The 22,089-nt window shown below is 68.3% G+C and carries 22 protein-coding genes; 8 read left to right on the top strand and 14 right to left on the bottom strand.

All coding sequences use genetic code 11. The features are described 5' to 3' along the window. Window positions 1-5: 5 nt before the first annotated feature. From ACIRGA_RS09175 to ACIRGA_RS09150, 6 genes are all read right to left on the bottom strand, one after another. On the bottom strand, window positions 6-935 hold the full coding sequence (locus ACIRGA_RS09175) for a carbohydrate ABC transporter permease (RefSeq protein WP_400938476.1): 930 nt from the start codon (window positions 933-935) through the stop codon (window positions 6-8). Window positions 936-945: 10 nt separating this feature from the next. Then, window positions 946-1,905, bottom strand: coding sequence for a carbohydrate ABC transporter permease (locus ACIRGA_RS09170; RefSeq protein ID WP_400938473.1), 960 nt, complete (start codon window positions 1,903-1,905; stop codon window positions 946-948). Then, complete coding sequence (locus tag ACIRGA_RS09165; RefSeq protein WP_400938470.1) at window positions 1,905-3,296, bottom strand: ABC transporter substrate-binding protein; 1,392 nt, start codon at window positions 3,294-3,296, stop codon at window positions 1,905-1,907. The genes ACIRGA_RS09170 and ACIRGA_RS09165 overlap by 1 nt, the downstream gene beginning before the upstream one ends. 81 nt (window positions 3,297-3,377) lie before the next feature. Continuing rightward, a complete protein-coding gene (locus tag ACIRGA_RS09160) occupies window positions 3,378-4,259 on the bottom strand; it encodes a ketose-bisphosphate aldolase (protein WP_400938468.1) in 882 nt (293 codons plus the stop codon). 10 nt (window positions 4,260-4,269) lie between these two features. Next, on the bottom strand, window positions 4,270-5,160 hold the full coding sequence (locus ACIRGA_RS09155; RefSeq protein ID WP_400938465.1) for a 1-phosphofructokinase family hexose kinase: 891 nt from the start codon (window positions 5,158-5,160) through the stop codon (window positions 4,270-4,272). Between the two features lie 9 nt (window positions 5,161-5,169). After that, entirely contained in the window at window positions 5,170-6,051 is an 882-nt protein-coding gene (locus ACIRGA_RS09150; protein ID WP_400938463.1) for an SIS domain-containing protein, read from the bottom strand. 263 nt (window positions 6,052-6,314) lie between these two features. On the opposite strand from ACIRGA_RS09150, the gene ACIRGA_RS09145 reads away from it, so the two are divergent. The 4 genes from ACIRGA_RS09145 to ACIRGA_RS09130 all read left to right on the top strand — a co-directional run bounded on the left by ACIRGA_RS09145 (window position 6,315) and on the right by ACIRGA_RS09130 (window position 10,200). Further along, window positions 6,315-6,788, top strand: a complete 474-nt coding sequence (locus ACIRGA_RS09145) for a carboxymuconolactone decarboxylase family protein (protein ID WP_400938460.1) — start codon at window positions 6,315-6,317, stop codon at window positions 6,786-6,788. A gap of 99 nt (window positions 6,789-6,887) precedes the next feature. Further along, window positions 6,888-7,340 (top strand): MoaF C-terminal domain-containing protein, encoded by a 453-nt coding sequence (locus ACIRGA_RS09140; RefSeq protein WP_400938457.1) that lies wholly within the window; start codon window positions 6,888-6,890, stop codon window positions 7,338-7,340. 30 nt (window positions 7,341-7,370) lie between these two features. Beyond that, window positions 7,371-8,660: an APC family permease gene (locus tag ACIRGA_RS09135; protein ID WP_400938455.1), complete on the top strand. Its 1,290-nt coding sequence runs from the start codon at window positions 7,371-7,373 to the stop codon at window positions 8,658-8,660. 94 nt (window positions 8,661-8,754) lie between these two features. Next, window positions 8,755-10,200, top strand: a complete 1,446-nt coding sequence (locus ACIRGA_RS09130) for an APC family permease (protein ID WP_400938453.1) — start codon at window positions 8,755-8,757, stop codon at window positions 10,198-10,200. On the opposite strand, the gene ACIRGA_RS09125 is transcribed toward ACIRGA_RS09130, so the two are convergent. After that, window positions 10,180-10,929 (bottom strand): GntR family transcriptional regulator, encoded by a 750-nt coding sequence (locus tag ACIRGA_RS09125; RefSeq protein ID WP_400938450.1) that lies wholly within the window; start codon window positions 10,927-10,929, stop codon window positions 10,180-10,182. The genes ACIRGA_RS09130 and ACIRGA_RS09125 overlap by 21 nt on opposite strands. Window positions 10,930-11,038: 109 nt before the next feature. Between ACIRGA_RS09125 and ACIRGA_RS09120 the strand changes: the two genes are divergently transcribed. Next, the gene (locus ACIRGA_RS09120; RefSeq protein WP_400938448.1) at window positions 11,039-11,908 is read left to right on the top strand and encodes an aldolase; all 870 of its coding nucleotides are present in this window, start codon (window positions 11,039-11,041) and stop codon (window positions 11,906-11,908) included. Window positions 11,909-11,928: 20 nt separating this feature from the next. Further along, window positions 11,929-13,413: a CoA-acylating methylmalonate-semialdehyde dehydrogenase gene (locus ACIRGA_RS09115; RefSeq protein ID WP_400938445.1), complete on the top strand. Its 1,485-nt coding sequence runs from the start codon at window positions 11,929-11,931 to the stop codon at window positions 13,411-13,413. A gap of 60 nt (window positions 13,414-13,473) precedes the next feature. On the opposite strand, the gene ACIRGA_RS09110 is transcribed toward ACIRGA_RS09115, so the two are convergent. Then, window positions 13,474-14,862, bottom strand: a complete 1,389-nt coding sequence (locus ACIRGA_RS09110; protein WP_400938442.1) for an amino acid permease — start codon at window positions 14,860-14,862, stop codon at window positions 13,474-13,476. A 172-nt stretch (window positions 14,863-15,034) separates the two neighbouring features. Between ACIRGA_RS09110 and ACIRGA_RS09105 the strand changes: the two genes are divergently transcribed. Then, window positions 15,035-15,940 carry a glutaminase gene (locus ACIRGA_RS09105; protein ID WP_400938440.1) on the top strand — a complete coding sequence of 302 codons (906 nt, stop codon included), beginning with the start codon at window positions 15,035-15,037 and terminating at the stop codon, window positions 15,938-15,940. A gap of 12 nt (window positions 15,941-15,952) precedes the next feature. Here ACIRGA_RS09105 and ACIRGA_RS09100 read toward each other — a convergent pair whose 3' ends face one another. Then, complete coding sequence (locus tag ACIRGA_RS09100; protein WP_400938438.1) at window positions 15,953-16,372, bottom strand: hypothetical protein; 420 nt, start codon at window positions 16,370-16,372, stop codon at window positions 15,953-15,955. A 28-nt stretch (window positions 16,373-16,400) separates the two neighbouring features. Further along, a complete protein-coding gene (locus tag ACIRGA_RS09095) occupies window positions 16,401-17,258 on the bottom strand; it encodes a LysR substrate-binding domain-containing protein (protein WP_400938435.1) in 858 nt (285 codons plus the stop codon). Between the two features lie 82 nt (window positions 17,259-17,340). On the opposite strand from ACIRGA_RS09095, the gene ACIRGA_RS09090 reads away from it, so the two are divergent. Beyond that, window positions 17,341-18,282: an MBL fold metallo-hydrolase gene (locus tag ACIRGA_RS09090; protein ID WP_400938432.1), complete on the top strand. Its 942-nt coding sequence runs from the start codon at window positions 17,341-17,343 to the stop codon at window positions 18,280-18,282. On the opposite strand, the gene ACIRGA_RS09085 is transcribed toward ACIRGA_RS09090, so the two are convergent. The 4 genes from ACIRGA_RS09085 to ACIRGA_RS09070 all read right to left on the bottom strand — a co-directional run bounded on the left by ACIRGA_RS09085 (window position 18,229) and on the right by ACIRGA_RS09070 (window position 22,074). Then, window positions 18,229-18,405, bottom strand: coding sequence for a hypothetical protein (locus ACIRGA_RS09085; RefSeq protein WP_400938430.1), 177 nt, complete (start codon window positions 18,403-18,405; stop codon window positions 18,229-18,231). The genes ACIRGA_RS09090 and ACIRGA_RS09085 overlap by 54 nt on opposite strands. Window positions 18,406-18,552: 147 nt before the next feature. Further along, on the bottom strand, window positions 18,553-19,326 hold the full coding sequence (locus ACIRGA_RS09080) for a hypothetical protein (RefSeq protein WP_400938428.1): 774 nt from the start codon (window positions 19,324-19,326) through the stop codon (window positions 18,553-18,555). Further along, the gene (locus ACIRGA_RS09075) at window positions 19,313-20,839 is read right to left on the bottom strand and encodes a substrate-binding domain-containing protein (protein WP_400938425.1); all 1,527 of its coding nucleotides are present in this window, start codon (window positions 20,837-20,839) and stop codon (window positions 19,313-19,315) included. Before ACIRGA_RS09075 ends, ACIRGA_RS09080 begins: the two co-directional genes overlap by 14 nt. Next, window positions 20,836-22,074 (bottom strand): hypothetical protein, encoded by a 1,239-nt coding sequence (locus ACIRGA_RS09070; RefSeq protein WP_400938423.1) that lies wholly within the window; start codon window positions 22,072-22,074, stop codon window positions 20,836-20,838. The genes ACIRGA_RS09075 and ACIRGA_RS09070 overlap by 4 nt, the downstream gene beginning before the upstream one ends. Window positions 22,075-22,089 lie beyond the last annotated feature (15 nt).

Genomic DNA, 22,089 nt, shown 5'->3' with positions numbered 1-22,089 from the left:
AGGTCCTACTTTCCGGCGCCGAGGGTCAGGCCGGTGATGATCCGGCGGGCGAGCACGAGGTAGAGCACGAGCATCGGGAGCACGACGATCGCCACGCCGGCGATCAGGCCGCCGTACTCCGACTGGTAGCTCGCGGCCCCGTAGAAGGTGAAGAGCGCGCGGGAGAGCGTGAAATGCGCCTGGTCCTTGAGGAACACGATCGCCAGCAGCGTCTCGTTCCACAGCCCGATGGCGTTCAGCGTCAGCGCGGTGATCATGCCGCCGCGGGTCAGCGGCAGCATGACCGAGAAGAAGGTGCGCATCGGCGAAGCACCGTCGAGCGCGGCCGCCTCCTCCAGTTCGTCCGGCAGCGACCGGAAGAACCCGGTCATCAGGAACACCGTGAACGGGATCGACAGCGCGACGTACAGCACGAACAGGCCGTATTCGTTGTCCAGGTGCACTTTGCTGAGCACCACGAACAGCGGGATGATCACGGTCTGGAACGGCACGCCCATGCCGATCGCGACGACGTTCGTCATCGGCCCGGCGCCGCGGACGCCGAGCCTGGTCAGGGCGTACGCGCACGGCGCCGAGACGGCGACCGTGACGACCGTCGCCAGCCCGACCAGGACCACGGTGGTCAGCACGGCGTCGCCGAAGCCGGCGTTGTTCCAGGCGTAGATGAAGTTCCGGAACGGCTTGCCGACGTGGAACCACTGGTACGGCAGGGCGAACGGCTTAGTGAAGATCTCCACCGGTGTCTTGAACGACGCCGTGAGCAGCCAGTACAGCACCAGGATGTTGCCGGCGGTGAACAGCCACACGATCGTGGAACCCAGTACCCGCAAGGGGCTGAACCGTTTCGAGCCGGGTGCCGGACGTGGTTTGCGTGGCGGCTTGCGCACCGGTTTCGCCGGTCGCCGCGCGGGCGCCTCGACGTCGGTGACGGACATGGGGTCTCCCTCAGAACTGGATCGCGTCACGGCGCATCAGACGGCGGAGCAGGACGACGAGCACGGACACCAGTGCGATCATCGCCACCGCGCAGGCACAGGCGGCGCCGAAGTCCGGGGTGCCGTTCGAGCCGAAGGTCCGGTCGAACACGTAGATCCCCAGCGTCCACGCCTCGTTGGGCGGGGCGTAGGTGCCCGGACCGGCCAGCACGAACACCAGCTCGAAGATCTTGAGGGCGTTGATCGTCCACAGCACCCCCGCGACGCCGACGACATCCCAGGTCATCGGCAGCGTGATGTTCTTGAACTTCTGCCACGGCGAAGCGCCGCCCAGTTCCGCGTCTTCGTAGAGATAGGGCGGGATGCGGTCGACCGCGGCCATCAGGATGGTGATGTAGAAACCCGAGCTGGCCCAGATCAGCGAAGCCGTCACCACACCGGTCACATTGGACGGTGCGAGGAATTTCGCCGCGTCCGTGCCGAGGCTTTCCAGCACGTAGTTCGCCAGTCCCTGTTTCCCCGGCTGGTACTTGAAGACGAAGCCGAGGAACATGCCGAGCGCCACCGGTGCCACGATGTTCGGGAAGAACAGGATGGCGCGGACGATCTTGCCTCCCTTCATGTCCCGCAGCACCATGGTGAACAGGAAGGCCAGCGCGAACGTGCCGATCCCGCCGAGGAACACGTAGATCAGCGTGTTGCGGAAGGCGTACTGGAACGAATCGCTCGCCCACATCTGCGTGTAGTTGGTGACGCCGTTGGGTTCCGGCGTGTCGCCCGCCCCGGCCCAGCTGGTGAAGCTCAGCACCACGGTCGCGATCGTCGGCAGGACCAGGAAGGCCAGGTACAGCACCAATGCCGGCGCGGCGAACGGCCAGAACAGCCGTTTCTTGCGGCTCAGGTGCGCCCCGGCCTTCACGGCCCGCGCCGGCGATGCCGCCGGCGCGGGCGGCGTCGTGACCGTGGCCATCAGCCCTGGTTCTTCCAGAACTCGGCGCCCTTGGTGGCGAGCTGGTCCACGAACTGCTGCGGGGTGATCTGCCCCTTCAGCAACGCGATGTCGGCGGGGTCGAAGACGTCGGTCTGCCACTTACCGCCGGCGATGCCGTCGATCCCGTCGTACTGCAGGACGTGTTCCTTCTTCGGGTCGTCCAGCGCGGCCTTGACCTGCTTGAGGTCGTCCGGCACGGCCAGGTCGGCGCGCGGCACGAGGTTGTCGGCCACCACGGGGATCCCGGCGAGCAGGTCCTTGTTGAGGAAGTACGCGATGAACGCCTTGGCCGCCTCGGCGTGCTTGGCCTTCTTGGTCACCGAGAACCCGATCGACATCTGCTCGACGGTGTCGTGCGTGGCGCCTTCGGGCATCGGGAACTGGAAGGAGCCGTAGTTGATCTTCGTCCCGGCGCCCTGCTTGTCCAGGTACTCGCGGGTCTCGCTCGGCGCCCAGCTGCCGACGTAGAGGAACCGGGCGTCGCCGTCGGCCCAACGCTGCTGCACCTGCGGGAACTTCGCCGCGTCCCAGCCGTCGATGAGATACTTGGGCAGCTTGGCGGTTTCGGTGGCGGCCTTGAGGAAACCGGGCTCGGTCTTCCACGCCTGGCCGGTCTTGTCGGTCGCGGCCTTGTACAACCCGCCCGCGCCGACGTACCGCTCGGCGAGCTGGGTGTAGTAGTACATGTTGTAGAACGGGATGTCGCCATCGAGGCTGATGGCGGCCTTGCCGTCGGACTTCGCCTTGTCGAACAGGCCGATCAGCTCGTCCATCGTCTTCGGCTGCTGGATGTCGCCCGCGGTGTCCTTGTTGAACCACCAGGCGCTCGACTGGATCGTGTACGGGACCATGAAGTTGTGGCCCTCGCGGTCCTTGTTCTGCGGGAAGTCGTACGAGCTGGGCGAAAGCACGTCCTTGACGGTCTTGTCGCCTTCGCCGATCTTCATCGCGAACACGTCGTCGACGCTCTGCGTGCCGCCCGGCGTCATGACCGCCGCGCCGACCTTGCTGACGTCCTGGTCGAACAGGTCCGGCACCGCGTCGGTGTTCAGCGCGGGCACCAGGTTCTGGGTGTAGGCCTTGCGGCCCAGCCACTGCACGTCGACCTTGACGCCGGTCTTCTCCTGGAAGCATTTGAAGGCCTTCTGGAGGACCTTGCCCTGCGGCTCGTCGGCCGTCCACATGGACCAGTACGTGAATTCCTTGTCCGTCGCGGGTTTCACCCCCGCCTCCGGACAGGGCGCGTTGAGGAACTGATCGACGCCCGGAAGCGCGTTCTCGCCGGTGCCACCGGCCGTGTCCCCGCCGCCGCATCCCGCGAGCAGGAGCGCCGCCCCTGCCGTCAATGCTGTGAGCCTGCCTACCCGCATCCGCCACCACCTGGATCGAAGATCACACAAGTTCTGCTTGTTGTTGCGCAGTTTTGTGAGGTTTCGCGCACATGTCAACACTCAATCGCGCAAAGTCTGCTCAATCGTCACCTTGACCGGTTCAACATGATCAAGCTTGAGCACTCCGAGCAGCCGCCGCACCTCGACGGCGACCGCGGCACGTCCGGCACCGAGGTATTTCCGCGGGTCGACCCGCTCCGGATGCGCACGCCAATCCCCCGCCGCGGCCGCGGTGAACACCTTGTTGAGCTGGGTGGCGATATTGATCTTCGTCATCCCCGCTCGCACGGCTTCGGTCAGCCCGTCGTCCGGCACCCCCGAAGAGCCGTGCAGCACCAACGGCACCGGCACCCGTTCCCGAAGCCGCGTGATCAGCTCGAAGTCCAGCGCGGCGTCACGCGTGAGCATGGCGTGCGAACTGCCCACCGCCACGGCGAGCGCGTCGATCCCGGTGGACGCGACGAACTCCGCCGCCTCGTCGGGATCGGTGCGCGCGCCGGGCGCGTGGACGCCGTCCTTGCCCCCGACCTCGCCGAGTTCGGCCTCGACCCACACGCCGTGGTCGTGGCAGTACGCGGCGACTTCCCGCGTGGCGCGCACGTTGTCGGTGTAGTCCAGTTTGGACGCGTCGAACATGACGGAACCGAAGCCGAGCGCGACCGCCTCGCGGACGAGATCGGCCGATTCCGCGTGGTCGAGATGGACCGCGACCGGTGTGGCGGCTCCCCTGGCCGCCGCGAGGGCCGCGGTACCGACCGGCGCCAGCGATCCGTGGTACTTCACCGCGTTCTGGCTCAGCTGCACGATCACCGGCGCTTCGGCCGCGGCGGCGCCGTCGATGATCGCGGTGATGTGTTCGAGCTGGATCGCGTTGAACGCGCCGCAGCCGTGCCGGGCCGCCGCGGCGGCTCCGACGATCTCCCCGGTTCCCACCAGAGGCATGACGGTTCTCCTAGTCCGGGCGGGCGCGCACGGCGACCAGCCCCTGTTCGGCTTGGTAGTGCGCGAGGTCGACGTCCCCGGCGAGCGGGCCGAGCACAGCCGCCCCGGACAGCGCGACGGCGCGGCGCAGGATGTCCGGCCAGGATTCGGCGCGGCTCAGCCCGAGCGCGAGTGCCGCGACGACGGCGTCACCCGCGCCGGTGGTGTTGCCACTGAGCACAGTGGACGGTGCCGCGTGCCAGGTGCCGGAGCCGGTCACCGCCAGCAGCCCGTCGGCTCCCAGTGAGACGATGACGGCGCCGGCGCCGGCCTTGCGCAGTTCGGCCGCGGCGGCCTCCGGATCCCGCAGGCCGGTGACCTCGCGCAGTTCGTCGGCGTTCGGTTTGACGACGGACGGCCTCCCGGCCAGTCCGGCGAGCAGCGCGTCGCCGGAAGTGTCCAAGATGGACGGTGCGGCGCCGAGCAGCCCGGCGTAGCCCCCCGCTCCGGGCGGAAGGCTGCCCGAGCAGACGAGCACGTCCGGCTTACGGGCCCGGACGGCCGCCGCAAACGCTTGCCATTCGTCTTCGGCGAGCCGCGGCCCGGGCTCGTTCAGCAGCGTCACCGATCCGTCGTCCCCGAGAACCGTGGTGGTGCGCCTGGTCTCACCACCGATCGGCACGGCGGTCGCCGGGACACCCGCGACCGCGAGGTCGCCCACGACGGCGGCGCCCGTCGCGCCGCCCGCCGTGAAGATCGCGCGGACGTCGGCACCGATCGTGTGCAGCACGCGGGCGACGTTGACGCCCTTGCCGCCCGCCCGGTGCCGCACGTCCCGCAGCCGGTGGACGTCACCGGGCCGCAGACCGTCCACTGTGTACGTGACGTCCAGCGCGGTGTTCGGCGTGACGGTGACGATCACGGCGCGGCCTCAGGTCAGGACGACGGAACGGGTGAGGCTGCGGGGGTTGTCCGGGTCGAGGCCCTTGCGGGCGGCGATGGCCCCGGCGACCCGCTGCGCGCGGACCAGGTCCGCCAGCGGGTCCAGACCGCTCTCGACGAACAGGCCGCCCGCGCGGGCGACGTCGTCGGCCAGCCCCTCCGGCGCCTGCCCGAACATCCAGGTCACGCGGCCGGGTTCGCTGATGCTGATCGGCCCGTGCCGGTAGTCCCACGCCGGGTACGACTCCGTCCACAGCAGGCACGCCTCGCGGAACTTGAGCGCGGCCTCGTTCGCGATGCCGACGGACCAGCCGGTGCCGAGGAAGCTGAACTGCTCGGCGGCGAGCAGTTCATCGGGCAGCGATTCGGCGAGCACGCGTTCGGCCTGGTCGGCGACCGCGGTCAGGTCCTCGCCGAGGTGCGCGCGCAGCATCGCCAGCGCCGTCGTCGCGAAGCGGGTCTGCACGACCGAGCGTTCGTCGACGACGGACAGGTCGACGATCGTGTCCGCGGCGGCCTCGATCTCGCGGGGCACGCCGGTGATCGCGATGGTCGGCGTCTTGCCCCGCAGCTTCGCCAGGAGGGCGTGGACCTCGGTCGTCGTACCCGACCTGGTCAGCGCCACGACGTGGTCGTAACCGCGGCCGTCCGGGAACTCGGACGCGGCGAAGGCGTCGGTCTCGCCGAGCCCGGCGGACTCGCGAAGGACGGCGTACGCCTGGCCGATGAACCACGACGTGCCGCAGCCGACGATCGCGACCCGCGCGCCCGGCGGCGGCAACAGCTCACTGTTCGCCGAGGCCAGCGCCGCCGCGTCCCGCCAGCAGCCGGGCTGGCTCGCGATTTCCGCCGCCATGAAGGTCCCGCTCATGAACTCCCCATCCGTGCCAGTTGTGCGCAATAGCTGTCACGTTAGGTGCAGTTTTGTGCAACGTCAATGCTCTGTTAGCGCACTTTCACGCATTTGACCCGCGCAGATTTGCAGGATGGGGCGGTCGCCTACCGTGGGCGGACGCGGATCGTCTCGCTGCACCCCGCCGCGGCGAACCCTGTGTGACCGGCATCACTTCGCGAGCTGTCACAAACTCTCCGGCTCAGTCGTCATGTGTGCAGGAACCGACGGAAGGAAAGATCATGGAACCGCGCATCAGCCTGTTCGAGAACGAAGTCGTCCTCAAGTACGTCAAGCGTCTCGGCGCCGCGAACCGTCCGATCGAGGAGTCCTCGCTGCCGCACGCGACCCAGGAGCTGGTGAAGCTGCGCGCCAGCCAGATCAACGGCTGCGGTTTCTGCACCGACATGCACAGCAAGGACGCCGCGCACGCCGGCGAGACCTCGGTGCGGCTCAACCTGGTCGCCGCCTGGCGGGAAGCGAACGTGTTCACCGAGGCCGAGCGCGCGGCTTTGGCGCTCGCCGAGGAGGGCACCCGCATCGCCGACGCGCACCACGGTGTCAGCGACGAGACCTGGGCGCAGGTGCGCAAGCACTACGACGACGAGCAGATCGGTGCCCTGATCGCGCTGGTCGCCGCGATCAACGCGTACAACCGGCTCAACGTCATCGCCCGGACCCCGGCAGGCGACTACCAGCCCGGCATGTTCGACTGATCCTCGCGTTCACCGACAACAGGATCGCTTCGCCGGACAACGATCGAGATGCGACGGGCTGCTAAACCTGCGGATACCAGCGATCCGGAGGTTCAGCCCGTGCAACTCGACGTCCGTTTCTTCCCCGTGACCGGGACCCATCCGCTCAGCACCGACCTCGTCGGGCTCCGCGCGAACTTCCACTACGGCTCGGGGAACGTGCTGGAGCAGCACTACGCGGACCGGACGACGATGATCTGGACCGGCGTGTCCGGCGATTTCGCCGGTGTGCGGCAGAAGGAAGCGACCCTGCGCGTCTTCGAAACCGGCCCGGCGCAGTATTTCGTCACCTGGTACGAGACCGGGACCGTCGCGACGGCCGCGCACGGCGAGATCTTCGACGGTGGCTATCCCATCGCGGTGATGGCCGACTTCGGCCGCCTGATCGCAACGGCGGCCTACACGAACCCGCGCGAGGACGGCGGGCAGTACTTTCTCGTGGACCAGGCGACCATCGAGATCCTGGACAAACCGCATGGATGGCCTTCTTTCCCGGCGCCACGGGAAGGTTAACCTCGCGCGCTCCCCGGGTATCCGACGCGAATGAGTCGATCAAGCGTCGGGCACCCGTCCCGGTCGGCCACCAGGCAGCTCTCGGTCCCGCAGGGGGTCGCGCTGTACGTCGGCGCCGTTCTCGGCACCGGTCTGCTGGTCCTGCCGTCACTGGCCGCCAAAGCCGCGGGCCCGGCGTCCCTGATCGCGTTTTCGGTACTGGTACTGATTTCCGCGCCGGTCGCGGCGACCTTCGGCGCGCTGGCCGGACGCCACCCCGACGCCGGCGGGCCTGCCACGTTCGCGCTGCGGGCGTTCGGGCCGAAGACGTCGGCGGTGACCGGCTGGTGGTTCTATTTCGGCACCCTGGCGGGCATGCCGGCGGCCAGCGCGTTCGGCGCCACGTATGTCACCGAACTGATCGGCGGCGGCCGGACGACGACGATGCTGCTGGCCGCCGTGCTCGTCCTCGTCGCCATCGGGGTGAATCTGTTCGGCGTGCACCTGTCCGGGCGTGTGCAGTTCGTGCTGACCTGCTTCCTGGCGCTTCTGCTGGCCGGCGCCGTGGTCCTTTCGGCGCCGAAAGCGGACACCGCCCATCTCCAGCCGTTCGCGCCGCACGGTTTCGCCGGGATCGCGACCGCGATCAGTCTGCTGGTGTGGTCTTTCACCGGCTGGGAGACCGTGACTCACCTGGCCCCTGATTTCCGGCGGCCGAAGCGAGATCTACCGCTGGCCACGGGGATCTCCATTCTCGTCATCGGTGTGCTCTATCTCGCCGTCGGCGGAATGACGATTCTCGTACTGGGACCGCGCGCCGCGGACACCCAAGCGCCACTGGCCGCGTTGCTCGGGGAAGGGCTCGGTACGTCCGTTCGTGTGGTCGCCGCGGTGATCGCGGTCGTGGTCACGCTCGGCGTGCTGAACGTGTTCGTGGCGAGTATGGCGAAGCTCGGCGCCGCGCTCGGCCGCGACGGCGCGCTGCCGCGATGGCTGGGCAAGGGAAGCCAGGGCGGAGACGTGCCGAGGCGCAGTCTGCTGGTGGTGACCGTGGGGACCGCGATCAGCTTCGTCGTCGCGATCCTCACCGGTTTCGAACTGGAGCAGGCCCTTCGCGCCGAGAACGCCTGCCTGATCGGGATCTACCTGGTGGCGATGTCCGCCGGGGTCCGGCTCCTGCCGTCCGGCGGACGGCAGTGGAGGTTCGCCGTGATCGCGACGGTGCTCGTGTTCGGCGTGCTCCTGCTGGCGTGCTGGTACCTGCTGTTCGCGGCGGTACTGGCGGCGGGGGCGCTGATCTACTTGAAGTTCTCCCGGCGATCCGATGCGCGAGAGCGTTAGTCACGGTCACGGACAACAGGTACGCGCGCAAAGGCAAAGCCCGCGGCGCTCGCTGCTCCCATACTGGCCGTCCAGCCGAGACGAGGAGCACCGCATGAGCCGAGACGACACGTCGCTCGCCAAGAACGTCCTGGGCGTGCCAGGCATCGTCTTCCTCGTGCTCGCCGCGGTCGCACCCCTGACCGGGATGATCGTGATCGCGGCCATCGGCATCGCGGTCGGGAACGGCGGCGGAATGGTCGCGGCGTTCCTGCTGGCGACGGTAGTCCTGCTGCTGTTCGCGGTCGGCTACGCGCAGATGTCGCGGGTGCTCACGAGCGCGGGCGGCTTCTACGCCTTCGTGGTCAAGGGGTTGGGCAGGACACCGGGCCTCGTCGCGGGTTTCATCGCGATGCTCGGCTACAACTGTTTCGTCGCGGGAGCGATCGGCACGAGCGGGTTCTTCACCTCCACGGCGATCGACGACGTCTTCGGCCTGAAACTCGATTGGCTGTTCTGGAGCGCGCTTTCGGTGGCGCTGGTCCTCCTGCTCAGCCGGCGAGGGATCGCGGTCAGCGCGAAAGTGCTGGGCGCGTCGCTGATCCTCGAGGTGTCGATCCTGCTGATCATGGACTTCAGCGTGCTGTTCCGGCACGGCTTCTCGTTCGCCGCGTTCAGCCCGTCCGTCATGTTCCAAGGAGCGGGCGGTCTGGCGTTGTTGTTCGCCGCCAACGCTTTCATCGGTTTCGAGGCGACGGCGCTGTTCGGCGAGGAGGCCAGGGATCCGAAGCGGACGATCCCGCGGGCGACCTACATCGCGATCGGGTTCATCGGGGTGTTCGCCGCGTTCACGACCTGGGCCGTGGTGAGCGCGATCGGCGCCGAGCAGGCGCAGGACGTGGCCGCCGCGCATCTCTCGAGCGGGGATCTCGTGCTTTCGGTCGCCCAGGAGTATCTCGGTGGCCCGCTGACCAAGGTGATGTTGCTGCTTCTGGTGGTCAGCCTCTTCGCGGCGCTGCTGGCGCTGCACAATTCGGCCACGCGTTATCTGTACGCGCTGGGCCGGGTCGGCGTGCTGCCTCGTGTGCTCGGCAAGACCAGCCCGCGCAACGGCGCGCCGCGCTATGCCTCGATCGTCCAACTGGTCTTCGGTTCGCTGGTGGCGCTGGCGTTCCGGCTCGCCGGCCTCGACCCGGTCGCCGACCTCACCGCGAGCATGACCGGCTTCGGCACCCTCGGCATTCTCACCTTGCAACTGTTCGCGGCGGTGGCGATCCTCGTCTATTTCCGCCGGACCCGGGATCGCCGTGTGGTGAAGACGCTGATCGCCCCCGGGCTGGGCGCGGTGGGGCTCGGGCTCATCGTGACGCTGGCGATCGTCAACTTCCCGACGCTCGCCGGGTCGAGCAACGGCGTCGTCCCGCACCTGCCGTGGCTGCTCCTGGTGGTCGCGATGGCCGGGCTCGCGCTCGCCGGCTGGCTGCGGCGGTTCCGTCCCTCGGTGTACGCGGCCTTGGAAACCGACCTGGAACGCGAACCGTCAGACGTTGTTGGTCAGTGAGAGGTTGAACGAATAACGCGAGGCGCGGTAGACGTGCCACCCGTATTCCACGACCTTGCCGGACTCGTCGTAGGTGGTGCGGCGCATGGTGAGCAGTGCCGCGCCCGGCTTCTCGTCCAGCAGTTCGGCGTCCTCTTCGGTCGCTTGCCGGGCGCCGACGTTCTGCTGGGCCGCGTGCAGCCGGACGCCCGCCGAGCGCAGCAACTGGTAGAGCCCCTTGTCGCGCAGTTCGTCGTCGGCCGGATCGATGAGGCCGTCGGGCAGGTAGTTGTTCATGATCGCCAGCGGCTCGCCGCCGATCGAGCGCACCCGCTTCAATCGCCGGACGCAGGTCAGGCCCGGCGTCTCGAGATGTTCGATCGCCTCGTCGCCCGCGGGCTCGACCTGGTTCACGAGGACTACGGATTCCGGCTTGTCCCCGAGTTCGCTGAGGTCGTCGAAGAGGCTGCTCAACCGCAGCGGCCGGGCGACCTTGGTGCGGACGACCTGCGTGCCGACCCCGCGCTTGCGAACGAGCAGGCCCTGGTTGACCAGTGACTGGATCGCCTGGCGGATGGTCGGCCGCGACAGGTGCAGCCGCGCCGCCAGATCCAGCTCGTTGTCCAGCCTGGCGCCGTTCGGCAGCCTGCCGTCCTCGATGGCGGCGCCGATCTGGCGGGCCACCTGCGAGTACAGCGGTTCCGGGCCGTTCGGATCCACCACGATCTCGCCGGGCGCCCAGGGTTTCATGCGCGGAGCCTACCGCGACGAGCCACTATGACCTTATGTCCATATGTCTTGACAAGGTCTCCGGACGCTTGCGAAGGTCGAGAGACCACGCGAGCCGGGAGGTATGAAGGTGTCGGACACAGTGCGCCGGATCGTCACCGCGAGGGTGCGGGATCCGGGGGCCGTCGCGGTCGCCGCCGCCACCCGCGTCCGGGCGAAGTCGCCCTTCAACGACAAGGGCCGCACGATGATCATCGCCGCGGACCATCCGGCGCGCGGCGCCAACGGCGTCGGCTCCGATCCGCTCGCGATGGCCGATCGCGGCGAATTGCTCGACCGTCTCGGCCTGGCGCTGGAGCGCCCCGGGGTCACCGGCGTGCTGGCGACCCCGGACATCATCGACGATCTGCTGCTCCTCGGCGCCCTCGACGGCAAGACCGTCATCGGCTCGATGAACCGCACCGGCCTGGCGGGATCGAGTTTCGAGATCGACGACCGGTTCGCCTGCTACGACGCCGAAACGATCGAGCGGATGCGGTTCGACGGCGGCAAGACGCTCACCAGGATCTGCCTGACCGATCCGGCGACACCGAGCGTTCTCGAGAACACCGCGAAGGCGGTCGACGACCTCGCCGACCGCAAACTGATCGCGATGGTCGAGCCGTTCCTCTCGGACTGGGTCGACGGACGCCTCCGCAACGACCTCTCCCCCGACGCCGTGATCCGCTCGATCACCATCGCCTCCGCCCTCGGCCGCACGTCGGCCTACACCTGGCTGAAGCTCCCGGTGGTGAAGGACATGGAGCGCGTGCTGGCCGCCTCGACCTTGCCCGCCGTCCTGCTGGGCGGCGAGGTCAAGGATCCCGACGCCGCGTTCGCCGCCTGGCAGCGGGCGCTCGCGTTGCCGACCGTGCAAGGCCTCGTGGTCGGCCGCTCCCTGCTCTACCCGCACGACGGTGACGTCGCCAAGGCCGTCGACACGGCCGTCGGACTGCTGTGAACACCTGTGGAGGACAACGCGTGAAGACCATCGACCACTGGATCAACGGCGCCGCGACCACCGCGGGCTCCACTCGCACGGCCCCGGTGTACGACCCGGCCGTGGGGCACGCGCGGGCGGAGGTGCTCCTCGCGGAACCGTCCGATGTGGACACGGCGGTGGCTGCCGCGGCCAAGGCGTTCGAAGCGTGGGGCGATTCGTCGCTGTCACAGCGGACGAAGGTGATGTTCGCCTTCCGCGAGCTGTTGGTGAAGCACGAGGACGAGCTCGCCCGGATCATCTCCTCCGAGCACGGCAAGGTGATCGACGACGCGCGCGGCGAGATCGTCCGCGGCCGCGAGATCGTCGAGTACGCCTGCGGGATCGCCGACGCGCTCAAAGGCGGGTTCTCCGACCAGGTCTCGCGGGACGTGGACGTGCACGACTTCCGGCAGCCGCTCGGGGTCGTCGCCGGGATCACGCCGTTCAACTTCCCGATCATGGTGCCGTTGTGGATGCACCCGATCGCCATCGCGGCGGGCAACACGTTCGTCCTCAAGCCCAGCGAGCGGGTCCCGTCCGCCTCCCGGCTGGTCGCCGAACTGTACGCCGAGGCGGGGCTGCCCGACGGCGTGTTCAACGTGGTGAACGGGGACAAGGTCGCGGTCGACGCCATTCTGGAGCATCCCGATATCGCCGCCGTGTCGTTCGTCGGGTCGACCCCGATCGCCAAGTACGTCCACGAACGCGCGACGGCCACCGGCAAACGCGTGCAGGCGCTGGGCGGGGCCAAGAATCACGCCGTCGTGCTACCCGACGCCGATCTGGATTACGCCGCGAACCATCTCACGGCTGCCGCGTTCGGCTCCGCCGGGCAGCGCTGCATGGCGATCTCCATCGGTGTCGCCGTGGGTTCGGCCGGCGACGGGCTGATCGAGATCCTGAAGCGCAAGGCCGCCGAGATCAAGGTCGGCCCCGGCCAGGACGCGGGCAACGACATGGGCCCGGTGGTCACGGACGCCGCGCGGCGGCGGGTGATCGACTCCGTCGCCCTCGGGGCGGAGCAGGGCGCGACCGTGGTCGTCGACGGCCGGGACCTGCGAGTCGCCGGGCACGAAGAGGGATTCTTCGTCGGACCGTCCCTTTTGGACCATGTGACCACCGAAATGGCCGCGTACCGCGACGAGATCTTCGGGCCGGTACTCGGGATCGTGCGGGTGTCCACACTGGACGAAGCGATCGCGCTGATCAACGCGAACCCGTACGGCAACGGGACCGCGGTCTTCACCGGCAGCGGCGAGGCCGCGCGGCGGTTCCAGCGGGAGGTGAAGGTCGGGATGATCGGCGTGAACGTGCCCATCCCGGTGCCGATGTCGTACTACTCCTTCGGCGGGTGGAAGGACTCCCTCATCGGGGACAGCCCGATCCACGGTCCGGCGGGCGTCCGGTTCTACACACGGGCGAAGGTCGTCACGACGCGGTGGCCGCACTCCTCCGCCGGTTTCCACTTCCCGACCTCCAGCTGACGACCGCATTTCGTCCTCTGGATGCGGTACCGCATTCAGAGGACGAAACGCGGGGGGGGGTCAGCGCACTTCTTGCCGTTGCCGTTTCCCGACGATCCGCCAGCCGACCGCCAGCACCACGACCAGCACCGGGATCGAGTAGAACGCGATCTTCTCGGCGCCGTCGGAGAAGCCCATCAGGACCACCACCAGCGCGAGGAAGCCCAGCGTCGCCCAGCCGCTGTAGGGCGCCCACGGCATCCGGTAGGACGGCCGTTCCAGCTCCCCGCGCAGCGCCGCCTGGCGCATCCGCATCTGACAGAAGATCAGCGTCGCCCAGGTGGTGATCACGCCGAGCGAGGCGATGGCGATCGCGATGTCGAAGGCGTCCTTCGGCACCAGGTAGTTGAGCACCACGCCCAGCACGTAGGCGCCGGAGGTGAACAGGATGCCGCCGTAGGGCACGTGACGGCTGCTCATCCGGCCGACGAACTTCGGCGCCTCACCCTTGTCCGCGAGCGCGCGCAGGATGCGGCCGGTCGAGTAGAGGCCGGAGTTGCAGCTCGACAGCGCGGCGGTGAGCACGACCGCGTTCATCACGTCGCCGATCCCCGGGATGCCGAGGCGGGTGAACACGGTGACGAACGGGCTCTCGCCGCCGTTGTAGAACGGCCACGGCAGCAGCATCGCCAGCAGCAGCACGGATCCCACGTAGAACACGCCGATCCGCCAGACCACGCCGTTGATCGCCTTCGGCAGCACCTTGCGCGCGTCCTTGGTCTCGCCGGCGGCGATGCCGACGACCTCGATCGCCGAGTACGCGAAGATGACCGCCTGCAGCGTCATCAGCGCGATGCCGACGCCCGCCGGGAAGAAGCCATTGTGGGCGGTCAGGTTGTGCACGCCCGCGGTGGTGCCGCCGATGTCGGCGCCGGTGAGCACCAGCCCGAGCGCGGTCACCAGGAAGACCACGATGGCCAGCACCTTGACCACCGAGAACCAGAATTCCAGCTCGCCGAACAGTTTCACCGACAGCAGGTTCACCGCCAGCAGTACGCCGAGCGCGACCAGCGCGGTGATCCACTGTGGCACGTCGGGCAGCCACTTGTGCACGTAGATCGCCACCGCGGTGATCTCCGCGATGCCGGTCATCGCCCAGTTCACCCAGTACATCCAGCCGGAGGCGAAACCCGCCCACGGCCCGATGAACTTGCGCGCGTAGGTGACGAAACTGCCGGAGGACGGCTCGTGCAGCACGAGCTCACCGAGGGCGCGCATCACGAAGTACGCGGCGATACCGCAGAGCGCGTACGACAGGACCAGCGACGGCCCGACCTGGTGGAGCTTGCCACCGGCACCGAGGAACAGCCCGACGCCGATCGCGCCGCCGATGGCGATCATCTGCACTTGGCGGTTGCCCAGTGCTTTTGAGTAGCTTTCACCTTTTTCGGTGAGCAGCGAGGAATCCATGGTTGCCAGACGCTAGAGCGTGTGCGGCACGTCACCCAACCTTGCTAAGGAAGACTTAAGGTGTGCGGGACATCACTCTGGCGGTTTTACGGGAATTTCCCTTTTCGATTTGACAAGTTCACCCGCGAACCCCGATCTTTCGCGCGCGAAGGAGCACTTCTACGCTACGGCCGTGGACCTCGCAGCGCTGCTGGACCGGATCGCCGACGACGTCGCGCCGGAGATCGGCCGCGGCTCCGTCGCGGATTACATCCCCGCCCTGGCCAGGGTCGAGCCCGGGCGGTTCGGCATGGCGGTGGCCGATGTGGACGGTGGGCTGCACGGGGTCGGCGACTGGGAAGTGCCGTTCTCCATCCAGAGCATGTCGAAGGTCTTCACCTTGGCGCTCGCGCTCTCCCACGGCGACGGGGTGTGGGAACGGGTGGGCCGCGAACCGTCCGGAAACCCGTTCAACTCGCTGGTCCAGCTGGAGAACGAGGACGGAATCCCCCGCAATCCCTTCATCAACGCCGGGGCGCTGGTGGTGACCGACGAATTGGCGCACCACGGCGACGCGGCGGAAACACTGCTTCGGTTCCTTCGCGAGGAAAGCGGGCGCGCGGACATCGGAATCGACGCCGAAGTCGCCGCGTCGGAGGCCGGGCACGCCGACCGCAATCGCGCGCTCGCGTATTTCATGGCGTCGTACCGGAACATGCGTCATCCGGTGCCCGCCGTCCTCGACCAGTACGTGCGCCAGTGTTCGATCGCGATGAACTGTGGCGACGTCGCGCGGGCGGCGGTGTTCCTCGCCCGCCACGGCGTGCGCAACGACGGCACCCGGCTGCTCGGGCAGAGCGCGGCCAAGCGGGTCAACGCGGTGATGCTGACCTGCGGCACCTACGACGCGGCGGGTGAATTCGCTTACCGCGTCGGACTTCCCGGCAAGAGCGGGGTCGGCGGCGGCATCGTCGCGATCGTCCCCGGCCGGTGCGCGATCTGCGTCTGGAGCCCCGGCCTGGACCCGCGCGGCAACTCGGTCGCGGGCGTCGCGGCGCTGGACCGGTTCACCACCCTGACCGGCTGGTCGATCTTCTGAGAGCCTGACGGCTCAGCTGCTCGACGGCCGCCCCATTTCGTGTCCCGGCCGTCCCTCGGTACGCCGTCGACGCTTGATCCGTTCTTCGTGCAGGTGCCGCCGACCGCCGGTCAGGTCAGCGGTGACGTCGCGCTCCATGTCGCGGTAGGCCGCGTAGTAGCCCTCGTCGTACTCCTCGATCACCTGGAACGTCCACCGCTCCGGCAGCACGTTGAGCCCGACCAGTTCGGTCTGGATCCGCTCCGCCCACTCGGCGTGCCCGGCCTTCCGGAGGGCTTCGACGGCCTCGCCGAGCGCGAAATCCGCGGTTCCCGTGAGGTGGTGGAAGGCGTACAGGTGGCCACGCGCCTGTTCGACCGTTTCGACGGCGAAGACCAGTTTCCCGACGGCGTCGATCGTCGCGTCGTCGGGTTCCGAGGATGAGTCCGGCATGCCGGTGAATGCCCCGGAGCCGGTGGTTCTACACCCCGCCCGCCGCGATCCGCGCGAACGAGCGGATCAGCGGGTTCTCCCGCTCGGTCATCCACGCGACGACCAGCGGGCTCGGGGGCATGTCGGCCAGCGACACCCAGGTGAGCCCGTCGGGCAGGGCGTGCCCGAGCGGCGCGATGCCGGCCGAGCCGTTCCACAGGACGGCCTGAAGGCATTCGCCCACCGTGCGCACCACCGGCCCGGGAGGCCGCTGGCCGACGGGCGTCGCCCCGTTCCAGTACTCGCGCCACAGTGGATCCGTGCCCTCCGGCAGCTGGAACCACGGCCGATCGGCGACGTCGGCCAGTCTCAGCGTCGCGCGGCCGGCGAGCGGGTCGCCGGAGCGCAGCACCAGCCCGACCGGATCCGAACGCAGGACCCGCACGGTGATGCCGGTTTCGTCGAACGGCGACCGGGTCAGCGCGACGTCGGCCAGCCCGGCGCGCAGGCCGGTGGTGGGATCGGTGAAATCCGCCTCGCGGAAGCGGATCGAGACCTCGGGATGCCGTCGCCGGAACGCCGCGGCCGGCCGGGTGCCCACCTCCCCCGCTCCGTCGGCCAGGGTGCCGACGGTGAGTGTCGCGGGGCCCGCCGCCTCCACCACCCGCGCACGGGCGCGTTCGGCCTGGTCCAGCAGGGTGCGGGCCTCGGCGTACAGGGTGGTCCCGGCGGCGGTGGGCTCGACGCCGGCGGCCGACCGGAGCAACAGGACGACCCCCAGGTCGTTCTCCAGCTGCCGGATGGCCCGGCTCAGCGGCGGCTGGGTCATGTGCAGCCGCGCGGCGGCCCGGCCGAAGTGCCGCTCCTCGGCGACGGCCACGAAGTAACGCAACAGACGAAGCTCCATCACCAGCGATAATACCCATCAGGTATCGGAAAGTGGAGATCGGACTTGGACGGCGATCGGAGACCGGCGCGAAAGTGGGGCCATGCCCTTCGAACCCCTCACCCACGAACCCGCCGTCGACCCCGGCCAAGCCCGGGAGATCGCCCGCGACCTCGTGGTGATCCCGAACCTCGGCGTCGACCTCGTCCCCAACATCGGCGTCATCGGCGGCTCGCATTCGGTGCTCGTCGTCGACACGGGGCTCGGTCCTCGCAACGCCGAGAAGGTGCTCGCCTTCGCGGCCGAACACGCCCGTGGCCGCAGGCTGTACCTGACCACGACGCATTTCCACCCCGAGCACGCGTTCGGCGCGCAGGTCTTCGCGGAGGAGGCGACCTACCTCGTCAACGGCGCCCAAGCCGCGGACCTGGTCCACAAAGGACCGGGCTACCTCGAGATGTTCCGCGGCCTCGGCGCCCCGGTCGCACGGGCACTGGACGGCGTCGAACTGATCACCCCCGACGTGGTCTACGACGACGTGTACGACCTCGACCTCGGCGGGCGGGTCGTGCGCCTGGAAGCCACCGGACGCGCCCACAGCAAGGGCGACCAGGTGGTGACCGTGCCCGACGCGGGGGTGCTGTTCACCGGGGATCTGGTCGAGACAGGGCAGTTCTCGATCTTCCCGTGGTTCCCGCCGTACGACACCGATGTCTCGGGACGGCGGTGGATCGAAGTGCTGGGACGGCTGGCCGCCGCCGGACCGGACCTCGTCGTCCCTGGCCACGGCGACGTCTCCGGACGCCGGATCCTGACCGACGTCCGCGAGTACCTCGAACTGCTGCGCGACGAGACCTGGAAGCGCCGCGACTCGGCTCTTCCCGAAGAGACCATCGCCGCCGAAGTCGAAGCGTTGATGATCGAACGTCACCCCGAATGGGAAGGCCAGGACTGGATCGCGAAGGGCGTCGGCTGCTTCTGTGCCGACCATTCAGGCCATGAGGCAGCAGGCACCGGTGAAGCAGCCGGGAGTGCTTCCGCTTGACGAGTTCTTCCAGTTGTCGAACTGGTCGATCACGACGTCGACGTCGGCCTGCACGGCCGCGCTGACATCGATGCCCGAGGCGGCGAAGAAGCTGCGGATATCGTCGGAAACGGTGGTCTTCATGGAAGATCTCCCTCGAACCTGCGGTGTTGGATACCGAAATCGTGCAGGTTCGCCCCCGGGTGCCGACAGTGTGAAGCGCCACGGACGACGTGTGGCTTTCGACTGCTCCACTCGTGTCAACCGGACGACGCGAGTGGAGCAGCCCGGCTATTTGAAGATGGCGATCGGATGGACGACGAGTTCGCCGGTTTCGGGGTCCCAGTCCTCGACCTTGCCGAGACATCGCGCCCGGAACGCGCCGGCGGGCGCGGAGTCTCGCAGATCGCTGGTCACACAGGTGAACCTGATCCGCCTGCTCCGCTCCGGATCGTCCGGGTTTCCGTACGGTGCGACGAAAACCGTCTCGGTGTCAGTCTGGGAACGCTTACGGAACAGGCCCTTCACGGAGACGAACGCCTCGACGCCGCGCAGCCGGGTCTTGAGCTGCCGGGTGCTCTCAGGACCGTCGGCCCAGCCGAGTTCCTTCACCAGCGCCCGGTTGTGGACCAATTCCTGCTTCGCCAGATCGACGTAGATGATGTCGTGGTGCTTCTCCAGTACCTTCGTCACGATGCCGATCACCGTGATCGGCTCGGCCTTGCGGATGTACCGCCGGAACTCCTCGTCGGTGTCGGTGCGCTCCGATTCCCCTTTCAGCGGGCCGAATCCGCCCGAACCCCAGAACCGCCAGCCCCGGCTCTTCCGTTTCTCGACCTCCTGTTCCAGCGCCTCGTTGTAGCGATGCAGCTGGTAGAGACCCATCACGGATTTCGTGTGCAGGTAGAAGCCGATGCCCCGGATCATGCCCTGATCGCCGTCGGATCGCGCGCGGCGCCAGTGCTTCACGAAAACGACGATCGCGACGAGGAAGGCGACCACGGTCAGCACCCAGACCGCGAGCCACAGTCCCCAGACGTCCCACCACAGATTATCGGCAGCCACGGATCTCCTTGAAGGCGTCGAGCAGGGATGTCGCGTTCGCGTCGACCATCCGGCCACCGGTGGCCACGGCCGCGCGATCCAGTTCGGCGGGATTCGCCTCGCCGAACCGGATGGTGTACGTGTGCACGCCGGAATCCCTTGGCGCGCGCAGGAATTCCTCGATACCGGGGCCGGTGTTGCTCTCCCCGTCGGTCATCAGCACGATCGAGACGGCCCGCCCGGGTTCGGCACGGCGATCGGCGCCGGCCTTCGCGTACGCCTCACCGAGCGCCGCCCAGATCGCGGTGTTCCCGTCGAACTCGTCGGCGGCGACGAACGCCCGCAGCCCGTCGAGATCCTGCGGGCCGTTGATCGTGAACTCCTTGTCCCCCAGTATTTTCCCGCCGAACCGGAGGACCGTGACCCGCTCGCCGCGGTAGAAGCGATCGAACCCTCCGCCCGGGCCGCCGCTCAGCCCCGCGAAGGTCGCCCGGAGCGCGGCGATCCTCGGCCCCTTCATCGAACCGGAGAAGTCCAGCACGAAGATCACGCGCCCGGGTGTCCGATCGGCGTAGTCGGCGAGGAGTTTGTCCACAACGGCCTGTTCGTCCGGGAAGTACAGCGAGTTCCCGATCGAGGCCGGCAGCCTCGGATCGAGCCCCACTTCGCCGGTGATCGGCCTGCGGAGGGTCCGCTCCATCAGTTTCTTCTGTGCCGCCGGGCTTCTGAGCCAGGAGACGACCTTGTCGTACACCTCCCGTTTTGCCGGGTCGAGCAGCAGGAGCGGGTAGTCGGACTGGACGATGCCGTCGCGCGGGTAGACCAGTTCCAACGGCGTCTTGAGCCTGCCGCTCGCGTTGAGGGAGAGCAAAGTGGACTCGTATCCGATGATGGCGTCCACGTCCTGGCGCTCGGCGAACCGATCGGCCACGGCGGCCGAAGTGTCCGCCGTCAGTGTGTGCCCGGTGCGGAAACCCTGGAGCTTGTCGCATTTCACGTCCTGGAGGCGCAGTGCCGCTCCAGTGCCCGCAGCGGCTGTCGCCACCCCGACGAGTGATGTGAGCCCGCTGGTCGACTTGGCCGGATCCGCCATCGCGAACCGGAAGCCGCCGCCCGCCGCCGCGTCGGCCAGATCCGCCCACGAGAGCTTCCCGTCCGGCTTGCCGCGGCGCAGCTCCGCCGCCTTCGCCGGGGTGATCCCGACGATGACCGGCGACACCATGGTCTTGGTCGCGAGCGGCCGTTCCCCCTTCTCCGCGGCCTGCCGGTGTTTGAGCTGGAAATACCGGTCGGTGGAAAGCCAGGCGAGATCGTGCGTCGCTTGCCCCGGCGTGAGGGAGGCGCTCGCGTCGACGGTTCCCTGGAAATCCATTTCCAGTTCGATTCCCGTTTCCTCGCGAAGGTCGTCGAGAATCGGTCCGAGATCAGCGAGCTCCGAACTGGCCAGCACGCGCAGTTTCACCTTCTGCCCGCCGCCCGTACAGGCGGTGGCCACCAGGAGCAGACAGCACAGGATCGCGAAGAGCCGCCTCACGGGCAGTCCCCGACGGTTTTGATCATCTCTTCCAGGACCGGACTGTCCGGCAACGGCGTGGTGCTGTCGTCGGCGGAGATCTCCGGGGCCGGCAGCCCCTGTTCGCGCAGGAAGTCGTACAGCCGCGCGCTTTTCGTGCTGCCCGCCGGGGTCGCGACGCCGAAGCCGAGCTCCATCGCGCGGCGCTGCAGATCCGGATCGAAGGTGATCAGCTCGCCGAGCCGTTCCGCTTCCGGTTTCAGCGCGAGGAACTGCGGTTTCGTCAGGATGTCGTCCTTCGGGTACAGCAGGACCCGGTCGCGGTCCGGCCGTCCGCTCTGCGCCTTGGCGCGCAGCTGCATGGCGAGGTACTGGTGCTCGTAGATGACGACGATCGGCTTGTCGCCCTCGGCGAGGTTCGCGTAGGACTCCGACAGATCCGCCGACGGGAAACCCTGCGCGGCGACCAGCGGTTTGACCCGGCCGGCCAGTTCTTTCGCGGCCGAGAGGTTCGGCGGCCCCGCGGGCGCGCCCGGCGGCCGCGGGTCGACGACCGGGACCTGGCGGCCGTTCTCCAGGAACGCCAGCAGGATCAGGTACGTCGCGCCCGAATTGGAGTCGCAGATGTTCGAGGTCTGGGCGAGCACCCTGTTCCCGTTCGCCGCGCCGAAACGGGCGATGCCGAGCGAGTCCCAGGTCTGCCCCTTCTTCAGGGTCTCGATGAACTTCCCGGTGTCCAGCGTGTAGTACAGCGGATCCTGCTCACCCGCCGGTTTCGTGGCGATCTTGTTGCTCGCCAGCGTTTCCGCGTAGCGGCGATAGGTGGCGAGGACGATCGGGCTGGTGAACGGCTGCCGCGCGGTGCCCGTCCACTCGTTCGCCCTGGACCGCCGGACGAGACTGGCGGCGGGCTCGCCCGACATGAACACGAAGTCGTACTGGCTGAGGTCGTGGGTGGCGACATCGCGTGATCCCGCCCTGGTCACGTGGACGCGGATATGGTGGCGCATCAGGATTTCCTGGATCCGCGCATCCTCGAAGAGATCCGATTTGGACCCCATCTTGCCGCGCAGGACCAGCGTCTGCTGGAACGGCACCACGACCGTCCCGCTCACGAGCAGGGCGACCAGGCCGGTCACGGCCAGGGCCAGCGCGGGCCCGAAAGTGCGGAGAAATCGACGGCGCAGAAAGAACGCCGAGGGCTTTGGTCGGATGGTCAGCTGGGGTTCTTCACGAAGCGAGCTATCGGTGGTCACCGATTTCCTCCCCGA

The sequence above is a fragment of the Amycolatopsis sp. NPDC102389 genome, assembly GCF_044765885.1.
Lineage (GTDB): Bacteria > Actinomycetota > Actinomycetes > Mycobacteriales > Pseudonocardiaceae > Amycolatopsis.
The sequence above is the reverse complement of the archived record's forward strand: the minus strand, read 5'-3'. Positions and strand labels throughout refer to the sequence as shown.